Source organism: Bradyrhizobium sp. GCM10028915 (assembly GCF_042666195.1).
Lineage (GTDB): Bacteria > Pseudomonadota > Alphaproteobacteria > Rhizobiales > Xanthobacteraceae > Bradyrhizobium > Bradyrhizobium canariense_D.
The window spans coordinates 318365-333515 of the sequence record NZ_JBHTFN010000012.1; the positions used below are offsets into that span (position 1 = coordinate 318365).

Annotated in this window: 17 protein-coding genes; 8 read left to right on the forward strand and 9 right to left on the reverse strand. The window is 64.6% G+C overall.

The window, feature by feature from the left end; all coding sequences use genetic code 11:
* Positions 1 to 39: 39 nt before the first annotated feature.
* Complete coding sequence (locus tag ACFQX9_RS10585) at positions 40 to 840, reverse strand: methyltransferase (RefSeq protein WP_085350132.1); 801 nt, start codon at positions 838 to 840, stop codon at positions 40 to 42.
* A 394-nt stretch (positions 841 to 1234) separates the two neighbouring features.
* On the opposite strand from ACFQX9_RS10585, the gene ACFQX9_RS10590 reads away from it, so the two are divergent.
* Positions 1235 to 2263, forward strand: coding sequence for a glycosyltransferase family 2 protein (locus ACFQX9_RS10590; protein ID WP_085350131.1), 1029 nt, complete (start codon positions 1235 to 1237; stop codon positions 2261 to 2263).
* 15 nt (positions 2264 to 2278) lie between these two features.
* Here the strand turns inward: ACFQX9_RS10590 and ACFQX9_RS10595 are convergent, their stop codons facing one another.
* Positions 2279 to 3265, reverse strand: a complete 987-nt coding sequence (locus tag ACFQX9_RS10595; protein WP_377788251.1) for a glycosyltransferase — start codon at positions 3263 to 3265, stop codon at positions 2279 to 2281.
* A gap of 247 nt (positions 3266 to 3512) precedes the next feature.
* Between ACFQX9_RS10595 and ACFQX9_RS10600 the strand changes: the two genes are divergently transcribed.
* From ACFQX9_RS10600 to ACFQX9_RS10615, 4 genes are all read left to right on the forward strand, one after another.
* A complete protein-coding gene (locus ACFQX9_RS10600; RefSeq protein WP_166517612.1) occupies positions 3513 to 4580 on the forward strand; it encodes a glycosyltransferase in 1068 nt (355 codons plus the stop codon).
* 41 nt (positions 4581 to 4621) lie between these two features.
* Positions 4622 to 6022: an O-antigen ligase gene (locus ACFQX9_RS10605; RefSeq protein WP_085350129.1), complete on the forward strand. Its 1401-nt coding sequence runs from the start codon at positions 4622 to 4624 to the stop codon at positions 6020 to 6022.
* A gap of 65 nt (positions 6023 to 6087) precedes the next feature.
* Positions 6088 to 7233 (forward strand): GNAT family N-acetyltransferase, encoded by a 1146-nt coding sequence (locus ACFQX9_RS10610; protein WP_166517611.1) that lies wholly within the window; start codon positions 6088 to 6090, stop codon positions 7231 to 7233.
* Positions 7234 to 7308: 75 nt separating this feature from the next.
* Positions 7309 to 8193, forward strand: coding sequence for a protein-L-isoaspartate O-methyltransferase (locus tag ACFQX9_RS10615; RefSeq protein ID WP_085350128.1), 885 nt, complete (start codon positions 7309 to 7311; stop codon positions 8191 to 8193).
* A gap of 3 nt (positions 8194 to 8196) precedes the next feature.
* Here ACFQX9_RS10615 and ACFQX9_RS10620 read toward each other — a convergent pair whose 3' ends face one another.
* The 4 genes from ACFQX9_RS10620 to ACFQX9_RS10635 all read right to left on the reverse strand — a co-directional run bounded on the left by ACFQX9_RS10620 (position 8197) and on the right by ACFQX9_RS10635 (position 10678).
* Positions 8197 to 8424 carry a hypothetical protein gene (locus ACFQX9_RS10620; protein ID WP_157642889.1) on the reverse strand — a complete coding sequence of 76 codons (228 nt, stop codon included), beginning with the start codon at positions 8422 to 8424 and terminating at the stop codon, positions 8197 to 8199.
* 31 nt (positions 8425 to 8455) lie between these two features.
* Positions 8456 to 9055 (reverse strand): NAD(P)H:quinone oxidoreductase, encoded by a 600-nt coding sequence (gene wrbA, locus ACFQX9_RS10625; protein WP_027520460.1) that lies wholly within the window; start codon positions 9053 to 9055, stop codon positions 8456 to 8458.
* A gap of 135 nt (positions 9056 to 9190) precedes the next feature.
* Positions 9191 to 9889, reverse strand: a complete 699-nt coding sequence (locus ACFQX9_RS10630) for a pirin family protein (protein ID WP_018453407.1) — start codon at positions 9887 to 9889, stop codon at positions 9191 to 9193.
* Positions 9890 to 9925: 36 nt separating this feature from the next.
* Positions 9926 to 10678: an SDR family NAD(P)-dependent oxidoreductase gene (locus tag ACFQX9_RS10635; protein ID WP_018453408.1), complete on the reverse strand. Its 753-nt coding sequence runs from the start codon at positions 10676 to 10678 to the stop codon at positions 9926 to 9928.
* Positions 10679 to 10795: 117 nt separating this feature from the next.
* On the opposite strand from ACFQX9_RS10635, the gene ACFQX9_RS10640 reads away from it, so the two are divergent.
* Positions 10796 to 11731, forward strand: coding sequence for a LysR family transcriptional regulator (locus tag ACFQX9_RS10640; RefSeq protein WP_085350126.1), 936 nt, complete (start codon positions 10796 to 10798; stop codon positions 11729 to 11731).
* Positions 11732 to 11860: 129 nt separating this feature from the next.
* Here ACFQX9_RS10640 and ACFQX9_RS10645 read toward each other — a convergent pair whose 3' ends face one another.
* A complete protein-coding gene (locus tag ACFQX9_RS10645; protein WP_026232525.1) occupies positions 11861 to 12118 on the reverse strand; it encodes a hypothetical protein in 258 nt (85 codons plus the stop codon).
* A gap of 154 nt (positions 12119 to 12272) precedes the next feature.
* Here ACFQX9_RS10645 and ACFQX9_RS10650 point away from each other — a divergent pair, with 154 nt between their 5' ends.
* Both ACFQX9_RS10650 and ACFQX9_RS10655 read left to right on the forward strand, forming a co-directional pair.
* Entirely contained in the window at positions 12273 to 13256 is a 984-nt protein-coding gene (locus ACFQX9_RS10650; protein ID WP_085350125.1) for a tripartite tricarboxylate transporter substrate binding protein, read from the forward strand.
* Positions 13257 to 13351: 95 nt separating this feature from the next.
* On the forward strand, positions 13352 to 13708 hold the full coding sequence (locus ACFQX9_RS10655) for a hypothetical protein (RefSeq protein ID WP_085350124.1): 357 nt from the start codon (positions 13352 to 13354) through the stop codon (positions 13706 to 13708).
* A gap of 69 nt (positions 13709 to 13777) precedes the next feature.
* Here ACFQX9_RS10655 and ACFQX9_RS10660 read toward each other — a convergent pair whose 3' ends face one another.
* A complete protein-coding gene (locus ACFQX9_RS10660; protein WP_377788401.1) occupies positions 13778 to 14617 on the reverse strand; it encodes an adenylate/guanylate cyclase domain-containing protein in 840 nt (279 codons plus the stop codon).
* Between the two features lie 55 nt (positions 14618 to 14672).
* Positions 14673 to 15140: a YbaK/EbsC family protein gene (locus ACFQX9_RS10665; RefSeq protein WP_377788262.1), complete on the reverse strand. Its 468-nt coding sequence runs from the start codon at positions 15138 to 15140 to the stop codon at positions 14673 to 14675.
* Positions 15141 to 15151: the final 11 nt, after the last annotated feature.

Sequence of the window (15151 nt, forward strand, 5' to 3'; positions counted from 1 at the left end):
TCGCTGGTCTTGCGATCGGCCGCGCGCGCACCATGGCCGTCAGCTTTTCCGCAGGATGACGTGATAATCGCCGCGGCGGACGTCGGTCCCGCGCGGGAGCACGGCGTTGAGCACGGCGGCGCCGGCGTCGACCAGGGCTGCGAACCGCGGCTTGCGCCGGCGCATCTCGGGATAGCGCGGGCTCTCGACCTCACGGCGGTAGATCATCTCGAGGCCATTGGCGGCGGCGAACGCTTCGAGCCTCGGCAGCGACACCAGGGGATGGAAGAAGGTCGGGAACGGCGGCTCGCCCGGCAAGCCGGCATCCTTGATGCCGCGAATGTGCCGGTAGAACCAGACGTGGAACCAGTGCGGCGAGTATTTGGTGACGACCCCGGACAATGAGCGCGGATTGGGCGCGCCGATCAGAATCATCCCGCCGCGCTTGAGCGCATCGCGGAAATTCAAGAGTGCGGCGTCGACCTTGGGAAGATGTTCGATCACGTTGTAGCAGATCACCAGATCGAAGGTCTCGCGCCCGAAGCGGTAGGTCTGGACGTCGCCGAGGATCGCTTCGTCCGCGTAGCTGTTGTTGCGAACCTGGTCCTCGTCGATGTCGACGACGGTGACCTTGCTGCGGTTCAGCAATTCCGGTGGCAGGACGCTGCACGAGCCGCCTCCGGCTTCGTAGGTGGCGAGCTGGCCCCGTGGCAGTTCGCGGCGCAGTACGTCGTGAACGGCGAGCAGGCTGTCGCGGGCTTCACCGGGGACGAGATCGTGCAGCGCCTGAGTGTGTGCAATGGCCGCGGGAATTTGGACCGCCGTGGCTGTCGCGAAATCGATCGTGGCTGGCTTGTTCATTTTTTTCGGACCGCGCTTGTTCGACTTAAATTTACAGGAAAAATCTCGTGTGCCCGTAGAGCAAATCCGATGCCGCGTCGCTTCACCCGCCGCGGTGCTTACGATCAGGTTAATGAGCATGTGCGTTAACTACGGCATCGTCCGCGTCAGCCGCCGTCGGCACGGTGGACCGCGAATTGCAGTATCACGCGCGCAAGGTTTCGCGGCAGAAACACCCGAAAGCGGTTAAGTGCATGGATGGCGGAACATCGGCGGCCTTGGCGCCGTCGTCAGGCTCAAACCGGCCGTTCATTTTGGGACGCATCCGTCCCGGGGCGATGTGCCGTCGCGGGACGGCGCTGATCCCGGGATCGAAGCAGGGCTTTTTCAATCTATCTCGGACATCTAGAACGTCATGACATTGATCCCGACAGACCTGTCCGCCACGCGCATCTCGGATGCCGTGCGCGATCCCAGCCGGGAGATCGCGGCCAGCTCCCGGATTATCGACCTGTCGGTTGGTATCGTCGTCTGCATCCCCTGCTTCCGCCGCCCGCAGCATCTGCGGTTGACACTGGACTCGCTCGCCAGCCAGCGCACCCCGCGCTCCTTCGCCGTCGTCATGGTCGAGAACGATGCGGTCCGGCGCGAAAGCGCGCCGGTGGCCGCGGAGTATCTCGCCGGTGGCAGACTTCAGGGTGTCTGCCTGGTCGAGAAACGGCAAGGCAACGTCCAGGCGATCAACGCCGCCTTCGAGACGGCGCTGGCGCTGTTTCCCGCCGCGACCCGGTTCCTGATGATCGACGACGACGAGATCGCCTCGCCCGATTGGCTCGAGCTGATGGTCCGCACCGCGGAGGCGACCGGCGCCGATGTGGTCGGCGGGCCGGTGCTGCCGGTCTTCGAGGACCACAGCATGCCCTGGCTTTCGCGCCACCCGGTTTTCTGTCCGGCCTATGATTACAGCGGCGCTGTGCCCCTGATCTACGGCTGCGGCAATTGCCTGATCACGCGTGCGGCGTTCGAGAGCTTCGCCCGTCCCGCCTTCGACCCCCGCTTCAACTTCCTCGGGGGCGGCGACTGCGATTTCTTCGTGCGCTGCCGCGATGCCGGCATGACCTTCCACTGGACGGCGGAAGCAGTCATCACCGAGACCGTGCCGCAAAGCCGCACCAGTTTTGGCTGGATCGTGAAGCGAGGCCTGCGCATCGGCGCGATCAATTATCGTGTGCAGTCCAAGGCCGCGCAGGGCGCCGCGGCGCGAGTGTGGGTGTTTGCGCAGATGCTCGGGAGGTTGCCGCTGTCGCTGTTGCGCGCGGCCGCTCTGCTGAAATCGTCGAAAGCCGTCGTCGCGATGCATCCCGTGATGGTCGCGCTCGGCTCGGCGCTCGCCGCGTTCGGCATCGAGCCGAAGCCCTATGAGGCCTCGAAGATCGTGTCCTGACGCCGAGGCGGCGGGCTAAATACCAAAGCAGGCGAGGGCGACCCTGACCGCGGAACGCGGCAGCGATTTGAGCGAGCGGCGCCCGACTATCCCGAGATAGGCGAAGGCCTGGCGATATCTACCGAAGCGGACCGCTTGCATTGCCGAATACGTGACGAGATGAACCTCGGCGGCCTGGCGCAGCCCGGCCGCCATGCCCGCGGGCAATCGCGCCATGATCAGCCCGTCGTCGAACACCCGCGCGATCGCCGGAAAGAAGTCCTGTGGCGTCCGCACCGCCGCGTTCATGGTGTTGGCCGTGTGAAGGCGGTAGTCGAGCAGAAGGTTCGGCGCAAATTCGAATTCGCCGATCGCGGCAAGGCGGCACCAGCAGTGCCAGTCCTCGCAATATCTGAGCGAGACGTCGAACCCGCCGATGGCGCGGAAGGCCTCTGCACGTGCGAGCGCAATGCCGCCATTGACGATGAAGTTGCCGGCGGCGAGCCGCGCCAGCACGTCGCCGGACGGTTTGCGGCGGCCCTTGAGCAGATCCCGACGGCCGATCTGCCGTCCCTCGCTGTCGATCGTATTGTAGTCGCCGTAGACCAGAACCGCTCGCGGCGCGCCACGCGCAGCCGCCAGCAGCGCCGCGACCGCGCCGGGCCGCAGGCGATCGTCGGCATCGAGGAAGAGCAGCCATTGGCCGTTCGCATGCTGCGCGCCGAGATTGCGCGCTGCCGATACGCCGGCGGCGCCGTTGGTCATCAGGCGCAGTCGCGGGTCACGAATGACGCGGACGATGGCGGGGGTGTCGTCGGTCGAGCCGTCGTCCACGACGATCACTTCGGTGACCTCGGTTTGTGCCAGTGCGCTGGCGAGGGTTTCGCCGACATAAGCCGCAACATTCTTGGCCGGAATGACGACGGACACCGACGTGGTTGAGCCGACCTGCAGCGGGACGCGCGCCGCTGGAACGACGCGCGATGTGGCGGGCAATTCGAGAATGTCTTCCGCGGTGATCAAGATACGGCTCGCCTTTAACGGTCTGTTAACCAGGGCGCATCTGCCCGTTGGCAATGCGATCGATCGCAACCCTGGCCGCCCTCGATGATACTCGCATCGGGAAAAAAGCGTCGCCACGAAGGCTGCCGCAGCGTTGGTTTCGTCAATTAGCGTTAAGCCGCCGGCATTAAGCCTGTGGCAAATTAGGAAGAGTGCGACAGCCGGTCCCATGCGAGAATGCGCATCAGGCCGCCGCGGATGGACACCAGTGCCCGCAAAGACATTCGACTACGATCCCGACGATATGGTCCTCAACCTGTTCTACGAGGACAAGGACGATCGCTGGTTTCCCGGCGACCGGCATCTGCGGCGCATGGCGCGTCGCATGCTGCTTGGCGAGCCGCGCATGAGCGGGCAGCTGCGCGTGTTCCTCAATCTCTGTGCGGGGCTCGATCGGCTCGGTATCCGCTATCGCGTCAACGACTATGGCTACATCGCGCGGCATCCGGGCGAACTCGCCTGCATCATCGGCCGCACCTTCTTGCTCGACAAGTTCGCCTGGAAAAATCCGATCCTGCTCGGCGTCGCCGCCCACAATCATCCGCTCGACGATCCCGACCTGTTCAAGCGCCTGCCGGTGAAGAAGGTCGTGGTGCCCGGCCCGTGGTACGCCGACATGTATCGGCCGCATTGGCCCGACACGGAGGCCTGGCCGATCGGCATCGACACGGATCTCTGGGCACCGCCGGCGACGTCGCAGAAGAGCGTCGACGTCCTGATCTACGACAAGGTGCACTGGGACCGCGATCGCTACGCGGCGGAGCTGATCGAACCCGTCCGCGCCCGGCTCACGAGGGAAGGCCGCTCGTTCGCCGAGCTGCGTTACGGCAGCTACAAGGAAGAAGACTATCGGGCCGCGCTCGCGCAATCGCGTGCGATGATCTTCCTCTGCCAGAACGAGAGCCAGGGCATCGCCTATCAGCAGGCATTGTCTTGCGGCGTGCCGGTGCTGGCCTGGGATCCAGGCGGGCCGTGGCGAGACACCGACTACTATCCGCATCGGGTCCAGTTCGCGCCGGTGTCGTCGGTGCCGTACTGGGACGATCGTTGCGGCGCCAAGTTCGTCGACATCGCCGGGTTTGAGGCGGGCTGGGATGATTTCTGGGCCGGGTGCGCCGCCGATACGTTCGATCCCCGCGGTTTCGTGCTGGACAACCTGACGCTGGAACAGCGCGCGCTTCAATATTACGAGATCGCGCGGAGCATCGTGCGGCAGCAAGCGGTGCCGCAGCGCCCCGCTGGATTGGTTGACGGATGCTTAACAGGGATCGGCTAAGACTTCGAGCTTCCCCCGGGCTTCACCACCAGCCTTGAGCCATGGATCGCAGCGCCACTGACATGACCGACGTCGAGGCCCGATCGTTCGGCGGCGTCCTGCGCGATGGGCTTGCAGGGGTCGACGCCGTGCGGGCGGCGCGCTGCCTCGTCGCAGTCGCAGCGCTGCTCCTCGTGCTGGTGACGCTCGATCCGTTTCCCGACCTGCGCAGCGAGGATGTCACCACCGTCGTCGGCGGACGAATGGCGCTCACTTATGTCGCCTGGGGCCTGCTGGCCGCGCTCGCAGTCCTGTTGGTCGCCGCAACGGATGCGCCCGCGCTTAAGACGCTGGTGACGCCGCTGCATCTCTGCCTGGTCGGCTGGCTGTTGATCAGCATCGTCTTCTCCGAGAATCGCGGAGTCTCGATGCAGCGCTTCATGCTCGCAGCCAGCGTGATGTCGCTCGCGGTGCTGTTGCCGTTGCTGCCGCCGACGCAGCGCAGCTTCAACCTGTGCCTCGGCGGCGCTGCCCTCGTACTGCTTGCGCTCTGCTATCTCGGCGTCTTCGTGGCGCCGCAATACTCGATCCACACCGCACTCGACGTCACCGAGCCGCAGTTGGCCGGCGACTGGCGCGGCAGCTTTGGTCACAAGAACATCGCTTCGCCGGTGATGACCATCCTGATTTATGTCGGCATTTACCTGTCTGCCATTGGTTCGTTCTTGATGGGGCCGGCCATCGCCGCGCTGGCTGGAATCTTCCTGATCTTCACCGGCGGCAAGACGTCGTCGGTACTGTGCCTTGCGATTTATGCGCTCGCCTCGCTGGTCTGCGTGACGCCGGGCCTGTGGCTGAAGCGGATCATCTGCTTCGTGCCGCTGATCGCGATGAACCTGCTGACGGTCGGCAGCGTCATGAGCCCGGCGCTCGGAGCGATGACGCGGCTGCTTCCGCTCGATCCCACCTTCACCGGCCGTTCCGCCATCTGGGAGTTCGCGCTCGCAGCTGTCGCGGAGAAGCCGATCATCGGTCACGGCTACGCCGCGTTCTGGGACGACGTGACCGCGCGGCAGACCGCCCAGGGCGCCGAATGGGCGACGAGCGCGGCGCACAGCCACAACAGCTATCTCGACCTCGCGGTCACCATCGGCCTGCCGGGGCTGTTGCTGGTGATCCTCGTCTTCGTGCTCGCGCCGCTCGGCAATTTCCAGACGGCCCGAACTCACAACCGCAGCGGTGCGTTGGCAAAGCTGTTCCTGACCGTATGGCTGTTCGGCCTGTATTACGGGGCCACCGAGACCTTCTTGCTCGAACGGCAGAATCCGATCTGGTTCATGTTCACTGTTGCCGTGGCCGGCCTGCACTTCCTGGCCAAGTTCCAATGCGTCGCGGAAATGGAACCGGACGACTTGTCGCAGCCGGTGCCGCCGCAATGGCATCGGCTTAACGATAAGCTGTGAGCTCACTTGTGGCCGCGACAAAACATAATCTATCTGGAAACGCCCAGTAATCGTATGTCCCGCGGATGACGATCCTCAGCGTCGAGCAACCAGATGGTCTTGTGTCCAGCGCGTCGGCAATCGCGGTCGATTTCGTGCGTGATTGGCCGCGGGCCGCATCGCACCTGAACGCAGGCCATCGCACTGCATTCCAGCATGGCTACTGGCTCGGCGCCTGGTACGAGGCGTTCCACGATCTCTCGCCGCTGATTGCATTGATCTCCGATGCCACGACCGGCAGGGACATCGCAATCGTGCCGATGATCAGCCACCTCAGGCGCGGCATCCGCATCGTCGAATTCGCCGATCTCGGCGTTTCCGACAACAACGCGCCGATCCTGGCGCTCGATGCCGCGTTGGACGCGGCGGCGGCGGATGCGATCGGCACGGCGCTGATCGACGCATTGCGCGCATTGCCGGACCGCTTCGATTTGCTGCGCCTGAAGAAGATGCCGGCCCAGATCGGCGGCAACCCGAACCCGCTGGTGTCGCTCGGCCGGATCGGGTCCTGCTCGCTCAACGGCAACCTCGTGCTGACCGGCGACGACTATGAAGATTACCAGGCCTCGATCAAGCGCATGCAGATGCCACGCTGCTGGCGCGTCTTCAACCGTCACGCCGGCGCGCGATTCGAGATCGCCACCGATGTCGCGCGTGCGCGCGAGCTGCTGGACGTGATGGATGCCCAGCAGCAGGCGCGCATGCGAAAGCTCGGCTCGCGCTTCGTCCTCAACGACGAAACCCATGCGCAGTTCTATCGCGAGGTCGCGCGTCGGGGCGTCGCGAACGGTTATGCCGTCATCTCGGCGCTGGTTTGCGACGAGGCCATTGTCGCCACCGCGCTCGGCGTCAGGTTCGGTGAGACCTATTTCCTGCTGCGCATCAGCCACACCGGCGATTCCTGGTCGAACTGCTCGCCGGGGCTGCTCGTGACCGAGCGCACTATGGCGGCGCTGCATGCGGAAGGCGTGCGCCGTTTCGACCTCAGCATCGGCAACCAGGACTACAAGCGCCGCTTCGGCGCCGAGCCGGTGCCGCTGACGGATGTCAGCGTCGCGCTGTCCTGGCGCGGCATGCCCTTCGCGTGGCGCGACCACGCCGCGCAGGGCCTGCGTCGTCACCCCAGGCTTGCCGCCTTTGCGGCGCAGGCGATGGGCAAGAGGACGCGCTGACGCGCCGCCCTGGATTGTAGGGTCACTCGATTATCGCAATCGTTGTGTTATCGTCGCCTGTTTCCCGGAGGCGACATGGAAGATCGTTCGGCAAAATATCGCGCATTCTATGCACAGTTGATCAGCGCCGCGGCGAGGGCCGCGGACCCCCGTATCGAAGAAGCGTTTCGCACCGTCAGGCGCGAGACGTTCGCCGGACCCGGGCCGTGGTCGATCTCGGTTGGCGGCCACCCCTATGTTGTCACACCCGATGATGATCCCGCTTTCCTCTATCAGAACACGCTGCTCGCGCTCGACAGCGCGCGGGGTCTCAATATCGGGATGCCCGGCGCGCACGCCTATTGGCTCAGCGGTTGCGCGGTGAAGGAAGGCGAGACTGTGATCCAGATCGGCGCGGGGAGCGGCTATTACACCGCAATCCTCGCGCATCTCGTCGGCCCCGGCGGCCGCGTCCATGCCTACGAGATCGACGAACGTCTGGCAGGCCTCGCGCGCGAGAATCTGAAGGACATCGCCCATACGGACGTGCGGGATCGATCGGGCATCGCGTCCGATCTTCCCAAAGCCGACGTGATCTATGTCTGCGCGGGTGCGGCGCAGCCGGCCACCGAATGGCTCGATGCCTTGCTGCCCGGTGGGCGGCTGGTGTTTCCACTCGCGCCCGAAGGCATGATCGGCGGCATGTTGATGATCACGCGCCCCGACGAGGGGGCGGTCTGGCCCGCCAAATTCCTCGGGCGTGCCCAATTCATCGGCTGCGCGGGATTGCAGAACGCGGATGCCGCCCGGCGACTGGCCGAGGCGTTCGCAAGGGGGTGGGAGGGCGTGCAGTCGTTGCGGAGAGAGGGCGCTCCCGACGAGACCTGCTGGTTCGCCGGTGAGGGCTGGTGGCTGTCGACAGCGCCGGCGCCTGTCGCGACTGCGCCCATTAAGCCCAACGCGGACATCACGCAGGCCTAGTGGCTAGAGCATCATGACTTCGCGCAGCCGGCACAGTGAAAGCGGCCGCGTGAGGCCTTGAACAGGCTCCGGCAATACCAGCGCCGCGCCAGCGCCTGAGCGGGCCTGCGGATCATCTGCGCGATCAACAAGAGTTCGAAAGCCATTCGTATCGCTTTTGGTGAAATATCCTGGCCACAGAGATGGGGCGGCATCTCCAGAAGAGAATGCCGCCCAGATCGCACCTGCCATGCAGTGGTTCGGACGTAAAGCTTAACCGCGCTCAGCCGTGCAGCTTCCTGGCTGTCTCCGCGATCTGGCGGCCCTGATAACGTGCGCCGGCGAGCTCGTTGGCGCTGGGCTGCCGGCTGCCGTCGCCTCCGGTGATCGTGGTGGCGCCGTAAGGCGCGCCGCCGGTGACCTCGTCGAGCTTCATCTGGCCGGCAAAGCCGTAGTTCAGGCCGACCACGACCATGCCGAAATGCAACAGGTTGGTGATGATCGAGAACAGCGTCGTCTCCTGGCCGCCATGCTGGGTCGCGGTCGCCGTGAAGGCGCCGCCGACCTTGCCGTGCAGCGCGCCCTTGGCCCAGAGACCGCCGGCCTGGTCGAGGAAGTTCGCCATCTGCGAGGCCATGCGGCCGAAGCGGGTGCCGGTGCCGACGATGATCGCGTCGTAGTTTGCGAGATCCTCGATCGTCGCGACGGGGGCGGCCTGGTCGAGCTTGTAATAGGACGCCTTGGCGACCTCGGCCGGCACCAGCTCGGGTACGCGCTTGATGTCGACGGTGGCACCGGCTTCGCGCGCGCCTTCGGCAACGGCATTGGCCATCGCTTCGATGTGGCCATAGGCGGAATAATACAGGACGAGAACTTTGGTCATGATGTCTCCGATGGGATTGAGTGAGTGCTTTTTTTGGGTCGTCATGCCCGGGCTCGTCCCGGGCATCCACGTTCTTGTTCGCTCGTCGCGGGGCGTGGATGGCCGGGACAAGCCCGGCCATGACAGAGAGAGCCGTTACGCCGCGTCGACGAGCACGATCTCGGAATCTTCCAGTGCCGTGATCTTCAGCCTGTCCTCGTCGCGGATCGCGGCGCCGTCGCGGGCGTTGACGCGCACGCCGTTAATTTGGACTGACCCCGCCGCGGGCACCAGATAAAGGTGCCGCGACTTGTGCGGCACGTACTCGGCGCTCTCACCGGCCTTCAGCGTGGTGGCGAGCACCCGCGCATCGGCGCGGATCGGCAGCGCGTCCGTGTCATGCTCGAAGCCGCTCGCGATGGTGACGAGCTTGCCCGAGCGGTCTCCTTTCGGAAACGGCTTCGAGCCCCAGGTCGGCTGCCCGCCGCGCGCGGTCGGCTCGATCCAGATCTGGAAGATGCGTGTCTTGGTCGACTCGAGATTGTACTCGGAGTGGCGGATGCCGCTGCCGGCGCTCATCACCTGCACGTCGCCCGCTTCGGTGCGGCCTTCGTTGCCGAGGCTGTCCTGATGGGTGATCGCGCCCTCGCGCACATAGGTGATGATTTCCATGTTGGCGTGGGGATGGGCGGGAAAGCCGGTGTTCGGCGCGATCTCGTCGTCGTTCCACACCCGCAAGGCGCCGTGACCCATGTTGTCGGGGTCATAGTGGCTTGCGAAGGAGAAATGATGCTTGGCGTTGAGCCAACCGTGATCGGCGCCGCCGAGCTTTGCGAAGGGTCTGAGTTCGATCATCTGCGTAATTCCTTGTTTTGGCGGATGGCGCCTTGATCAGGCGCCAAAACCGCCGTCGACGTTGAGCACCGTGCCGGTGACGAAGGAGGCTTCCGGACTTGCGAGGAACACGACGCCAGCCGCGACTTCCTCGGGGCGGCCGAAGCGCTGCAACGCGTGCTGCTTGCGCTGGGTCTCGGCGAACTCGCCGCCGTCCTTCGGGTTCATGTCAGTGTCGATCGAGCCGGGCTGCACCACATTCACGGTGATGCCGCGTGGGCCGAGGTCGCGCGCTGCGCCCTTGGTGTAGCCGACCACGGCGGCCTTGGTGGCGACGTAGTCCGCAAGACCCGGGAACGAGGCGCGATCGGCGAGCATCGAGCCGACGGTGACGATGCGGCCGCCTTCGCCCATCAATTGCGAAGCGGCGCGGATCGCAGCGATCACGCCATGCACGTTGATGGCATCCTGGCGGGCGAGCGCTTCGGTGTCGGCATTGGCGTCATCGATCGCACCGCCGCTCGCGACGCCGGCATTGTTGACGAGGATGTCGAGATGGCCGAACTCCTTCGCGACGTCGTTGACGAGCTGCGTCACGTCCTTGGCCGAGGCCTGGTCCGCCTTGAAGGCGCGGGCATTGACGCCTCGGGCCTTCAACTCGGTGACGACGGCTTCCGCCTTTTCGGGAGAGGCAACGTAGCTGATCGCGACATCCGCGCCTTCATCGGCGAGGGCGCGAGCAGAGGCCGCGCCGATACCGCGCGAGCCACCAGTGACGAGGGCAACCTTGCCTGAGAGCTTCTTGGTCATTGGATTTCTCCATTCCTGAATTTCTGATGACCCTTGGATAAGCCTCTGTTTGTGGTGTAGAAATAGAAACTGTCGAAACACATTGTTTCCTTAAACATCCCAATTGGATCCGCTTTCATGGCCAAACTCCCCGATTTCGAGGCGCTCGCGATTTTCGCAAAAGTCGTGGAATTACGGTCGTTTGCGGGGGCCGCTGGTGAGCTCGCGATGTCCAAGGCGACGGTGTCCAAGGCGGTCACGCGCCTCGAAGAGCGGCTCGGCGCCCGGCTGTTCAACCGCACCTCACGCCGGCTCGCGCTGACCGATGCCGGGCATAAGCTCGCCGAGCGTGCGACGCGCCTGCTGTCCGACGGCGAGGCGGCGGAGAACGAGGCGCTGGCGCAATCGGTCGCACCGCGCGGCCTAGTGCGGCTCGCCGTGCCCATGACATTCGGGATCAAGGCGGTGGCGCCGCTGCTGCCGGAGTTCTTCGAGGCGTATCCGGAGGTCTCGGTCGATCTGCACTTGAGCGATGCGACCATCGATTTGATTGGCGAGGGCTTTGACATGGCGGTGCGGATCGCGCGGCTGCCGGATTCCTCGCTGATCGCCCGCCGGCTCTTCACCATGCCGCGTTTCACGGTGGCCGCGCCGTCATATCTCGAGCAACACGGGCGGCCAACGCATCCGATGCATCTGGCCGAGCACAAATGCTTCAGCTACGCCTATCTCTCCACGCCCAACGTCTGGCACTACACCAACTCGGCCGGCGAGCAGGCCAGCGTACGTCCGGGCGGACAGCTCCGCGTCAACAACGGCGAAGCGGTGATGCCGGCGCTGATCGCCGGCCTCGGCATCGCCGACCTTCCGGAATTCATCGTCGGTGACGCCATCTCCTCCGGCGAGGTCGAAGTGATCCTGAAGGACTGGAAGCAGGTCGAAGGCGCCGTGCATCTGGTGACGCCACCTGGCGGCCCGCGCCCCGCGCGCGTCGAGGCGCTCGGTGATTTTCTCGCGGCGAAGCTGCCGGGGACGTGCAAGCGGCGAGTGCGCGGAAAGGCAAAGCCGTCTTAGAAAAGCCGTCGTAGAGCGAGCGGCTTCATCGACCTCCGTCATTGCGAGGAGTGAAGCGACGAAGCAATCCAGAATGTCTCCGCGGAGGTATTGTGGATTGTTTCGCTGCGCTCGCAATGACGGGTTGGACTAAGACACCTTCTCACCATTGCGCACCACAATTCGCAAGCTCGGCTTCAACGTCTCCTCCAGTTGCGACTTCAAATCATGAACACGCGGATCGCGCGAACGCTTCGCGCAGACCGCGTATTGGTGCACGGATTGCGCCAAGGCGCGTCGGGCTTCCGGCGTTCGCGTCACGTCCGGCTTTGAAAGCCGCAAGACGATGGCGGCGAGATTCACCAGCATCTCGTCCAGCGCCACGTCAATGGTCTGAAGTCTATTCATCGCTCCACTCCCTGGGAGGCAACGGTGAGGCCAGGGGGGCGTTCCTGACCGGGCGGAACATGGATAATGCTTCGTTAATCCCGCCGCGCGGCTTGTTCTTGCGGACGGTCACGCTAGGCTGGCAGCGAAATAAGAAAACAGGGGGAAATCTGCCATGGATCGACGCGATGTCCTGCGCGCGGCTGCCGCATTGCCGTTGTTGCCTGTGTTGTCGAGCGCGGCTTTCGCGCAAGCCTATCCCTCTCGCAACGTCACCATGATCGTGCCGTTTCCGGCCGGCGGCCAGGCGGATCTTGCGGCGCGCCCCGTCGCACAGGCGCTGGAGCGAATCCTCGGCAAGGCGGTCATCGTCGACAACCGCGCCGGCGGTGGCGGTGGATCCGTCGGCAATGCCGCGGCGGCGCGCGCCGAGCCCGACGGCTACACGCTGCTGATGACGCTGTCCTCGCTCGCGGTGCTGCCCGAGGCCGACCGGCTGTTCGACCGTCCGGTCGCCTACGAGCTCTCGCAGTTCATGCCGATCGCGCGGGTGCTGGCCGATCCCACGCTGCTCGCGGTGCCCGCCTCGGCGCCATGGAAGACCGCGCAGGATTTCGTCGAGGATGCCAGGAAGCGTCCCGGCCATATCACCTACGGCTCATCGGGGCCTTACGGCACGCTGCACGTGGCGATGGAGATGTTTGCGAGCAGCGCCGACATCAAGCTGCTGCATGTGCCGTTTCGCGGCGCCGGACCGGCGCTCACCGCGCTGCTCAGCGGCACCGTGCAGGCGATCGCCGCCGCACCGGGAACGCTGAAGCCGCAAGTGGAGGACGGCAAGCTGCGCGTGCTCGGCAATTGCGGCGCCAAGCGCGTCGCAAGCTTCCCCGATGTGCCGACCTTCCAGGAGCTCGGTTACAAGGACGTCGAGATGTACATCTGGGCCGGACTCTTTGCACAGAGTGCTCTTCCCGCGCCGATCGCGACTCGCCTGCGCGAGGCGGTGGCGCAGGTGATGACGAGCCCCGACGTGCTCAAGGCCTTCGAAACGTCGGGCAGTCTCGTTGCCTATCAGGACGCGCCGGCGTTTGCCGAGTTCGTGGCGGTCGACAGCGCGCGGCTGATTGCTGCGGTGAAGAAGATCGGCAAGGTCGAATAGGTTCCTGGCCCGTTTTCACAATTTTTTGTTGGTCCAGAACCTCTCCGCGTCTCATTGATTGAACAGAATTCGAGAGACTCGCGAAGGAATCGGACATGCGAACAGAGCGGATCGCGCTGGGTGTGGCGCTTGCAATCGGCGGCATCGTCGCGCAAGGCGCTGCATCCGCTGAAGAGTATCGCGGAACCATGGAGCAGCAGATGGCCTGCACGCCGGATGTGTGGCGGTTGTGCAGCGATCAGATCCCTGATGTGAGCCGCATTACGGCCTGCTTGCGGCAGAATACGCCCCAGCTCTCCAGCGGCTGTCGCGCGGTGTTCCAGTCCAACAACCAGATGCCGCCGCAGCAGCAGGTTCCGGGCAATCGCGCCGCGCCGGCGCCGCGATACAACAATGTGCCGCCACCACCTCCGCAGGCGCAGCCGCGGCCTTATGACAATAGCGACGATTAGTGCTGCCCAAGGCATGATCGGGGGGCGGGCGCGCAGCAGTGGGCGTGAAGCGCGGTTGTGCCGCCTCGTTCAGCGCTCGCTCTTGCCGCCCGACTCGGGTCGATCCCGGAGCGCCGTCCGCATGATGGCGCCGAAGAGCAAAGCTGCCACCGGCCAATGGAACCAGATCTTGTGCATGCCGGTGAAAATATTGATCAGAATCAGAAAGGCCGACACCGTGAGGGCCGCCGCAACCGGGCGGGGCAGCTTCGCCAGTCCGTCTGAAACGAAGCCCATCCAATTGGATGACTCGGATCTGTCGCGGTGCGCGGCGTCAGTTTGCGAGCCCGCACTTGCGGTCTGAGATGTCAGGCGTTCGCCAGGCGGAAAGCTCCGTGCTTGAGCGGTTTGGCCGCTCATGGTCACACGATAGCTGGTCACGGGAGCAATGTTTTTCATTGGACGCTGGCCGAGGCAGTCGAAGCCAACAGATAATTTGTTGTGCACCTGATCATAGGCGGAGCTGGAGATCACGATACCACCGGGTTCGGCAAGTTCTTGCAGACGCGCCGCGATATTGACCCCGTCTCCATAGAGGTCGGAACCATCCACCATCACATCGCCGAGATTGATGCCGATGCGAAACCGCATCGGGGGAGGTGGGCCCGAATCCTGGTTGGAAATTTCCTGCTGAATCTCGACCGCACACTGCACGGCTTCCACGACGCTGGCGAATTCGGCGATGACGGCATCGCCCCAGGTATTCACGATCCGGCCGTCATGGCGCTCCACCAATCGCGCGATGGCCGTGCGATAGCGGCGGAGTGTCTCCAGCGTTCCCGCCTCGTCTGCTTCCATGAGACGAGAATAGCCGTGCACATCAGCGCATAGCACGGTGGTCAGCCGCCGTTTGACCTTATCATCGGGCATGGTCCGTACATTAGCCTCCCTGACCGGCAAATGCATCAGGCATCCCCCAGCTGCCTTACGGCCTGACTTCACAGACATCGACCCATTCAGCCCGGGTCAGCTCCGCCATCCGCTCCGGCGTGATGCGCACGGCGCTGTGGGTCGAGCCGGCGGCCGGCACCACCACGTCGAACGCTTTCAGCGAGACGTCGCAATAGACCGGCAGCGGCGCCTTCAATCCGAACGGGCAGACGCCGCCGACCTCGTGGCCGGTGATCTCGGCGACCTGTTCCAGTCCCAGCATTTTCGGCTTGCCGCCGAACGCCGCCTTCACCTTCTTGTTGTCCATGCGCGAAGTGCCGGCCGCGACGATCAGGATCACGCGCTCGCCGATCCGCAACGACAGCGTCTTGGCAATCCGTCCGGGCTCGACGCCATAAGCCTCGGCGGCCAGCGGCACTGTCGCGGAGCTGATCGGGGATTCGATAACTGATATGTCGGGGGCTTTCTCGGCGAAGAAGGCGCGAACGGATTCCAGGCTCATTCAGGTCGGCT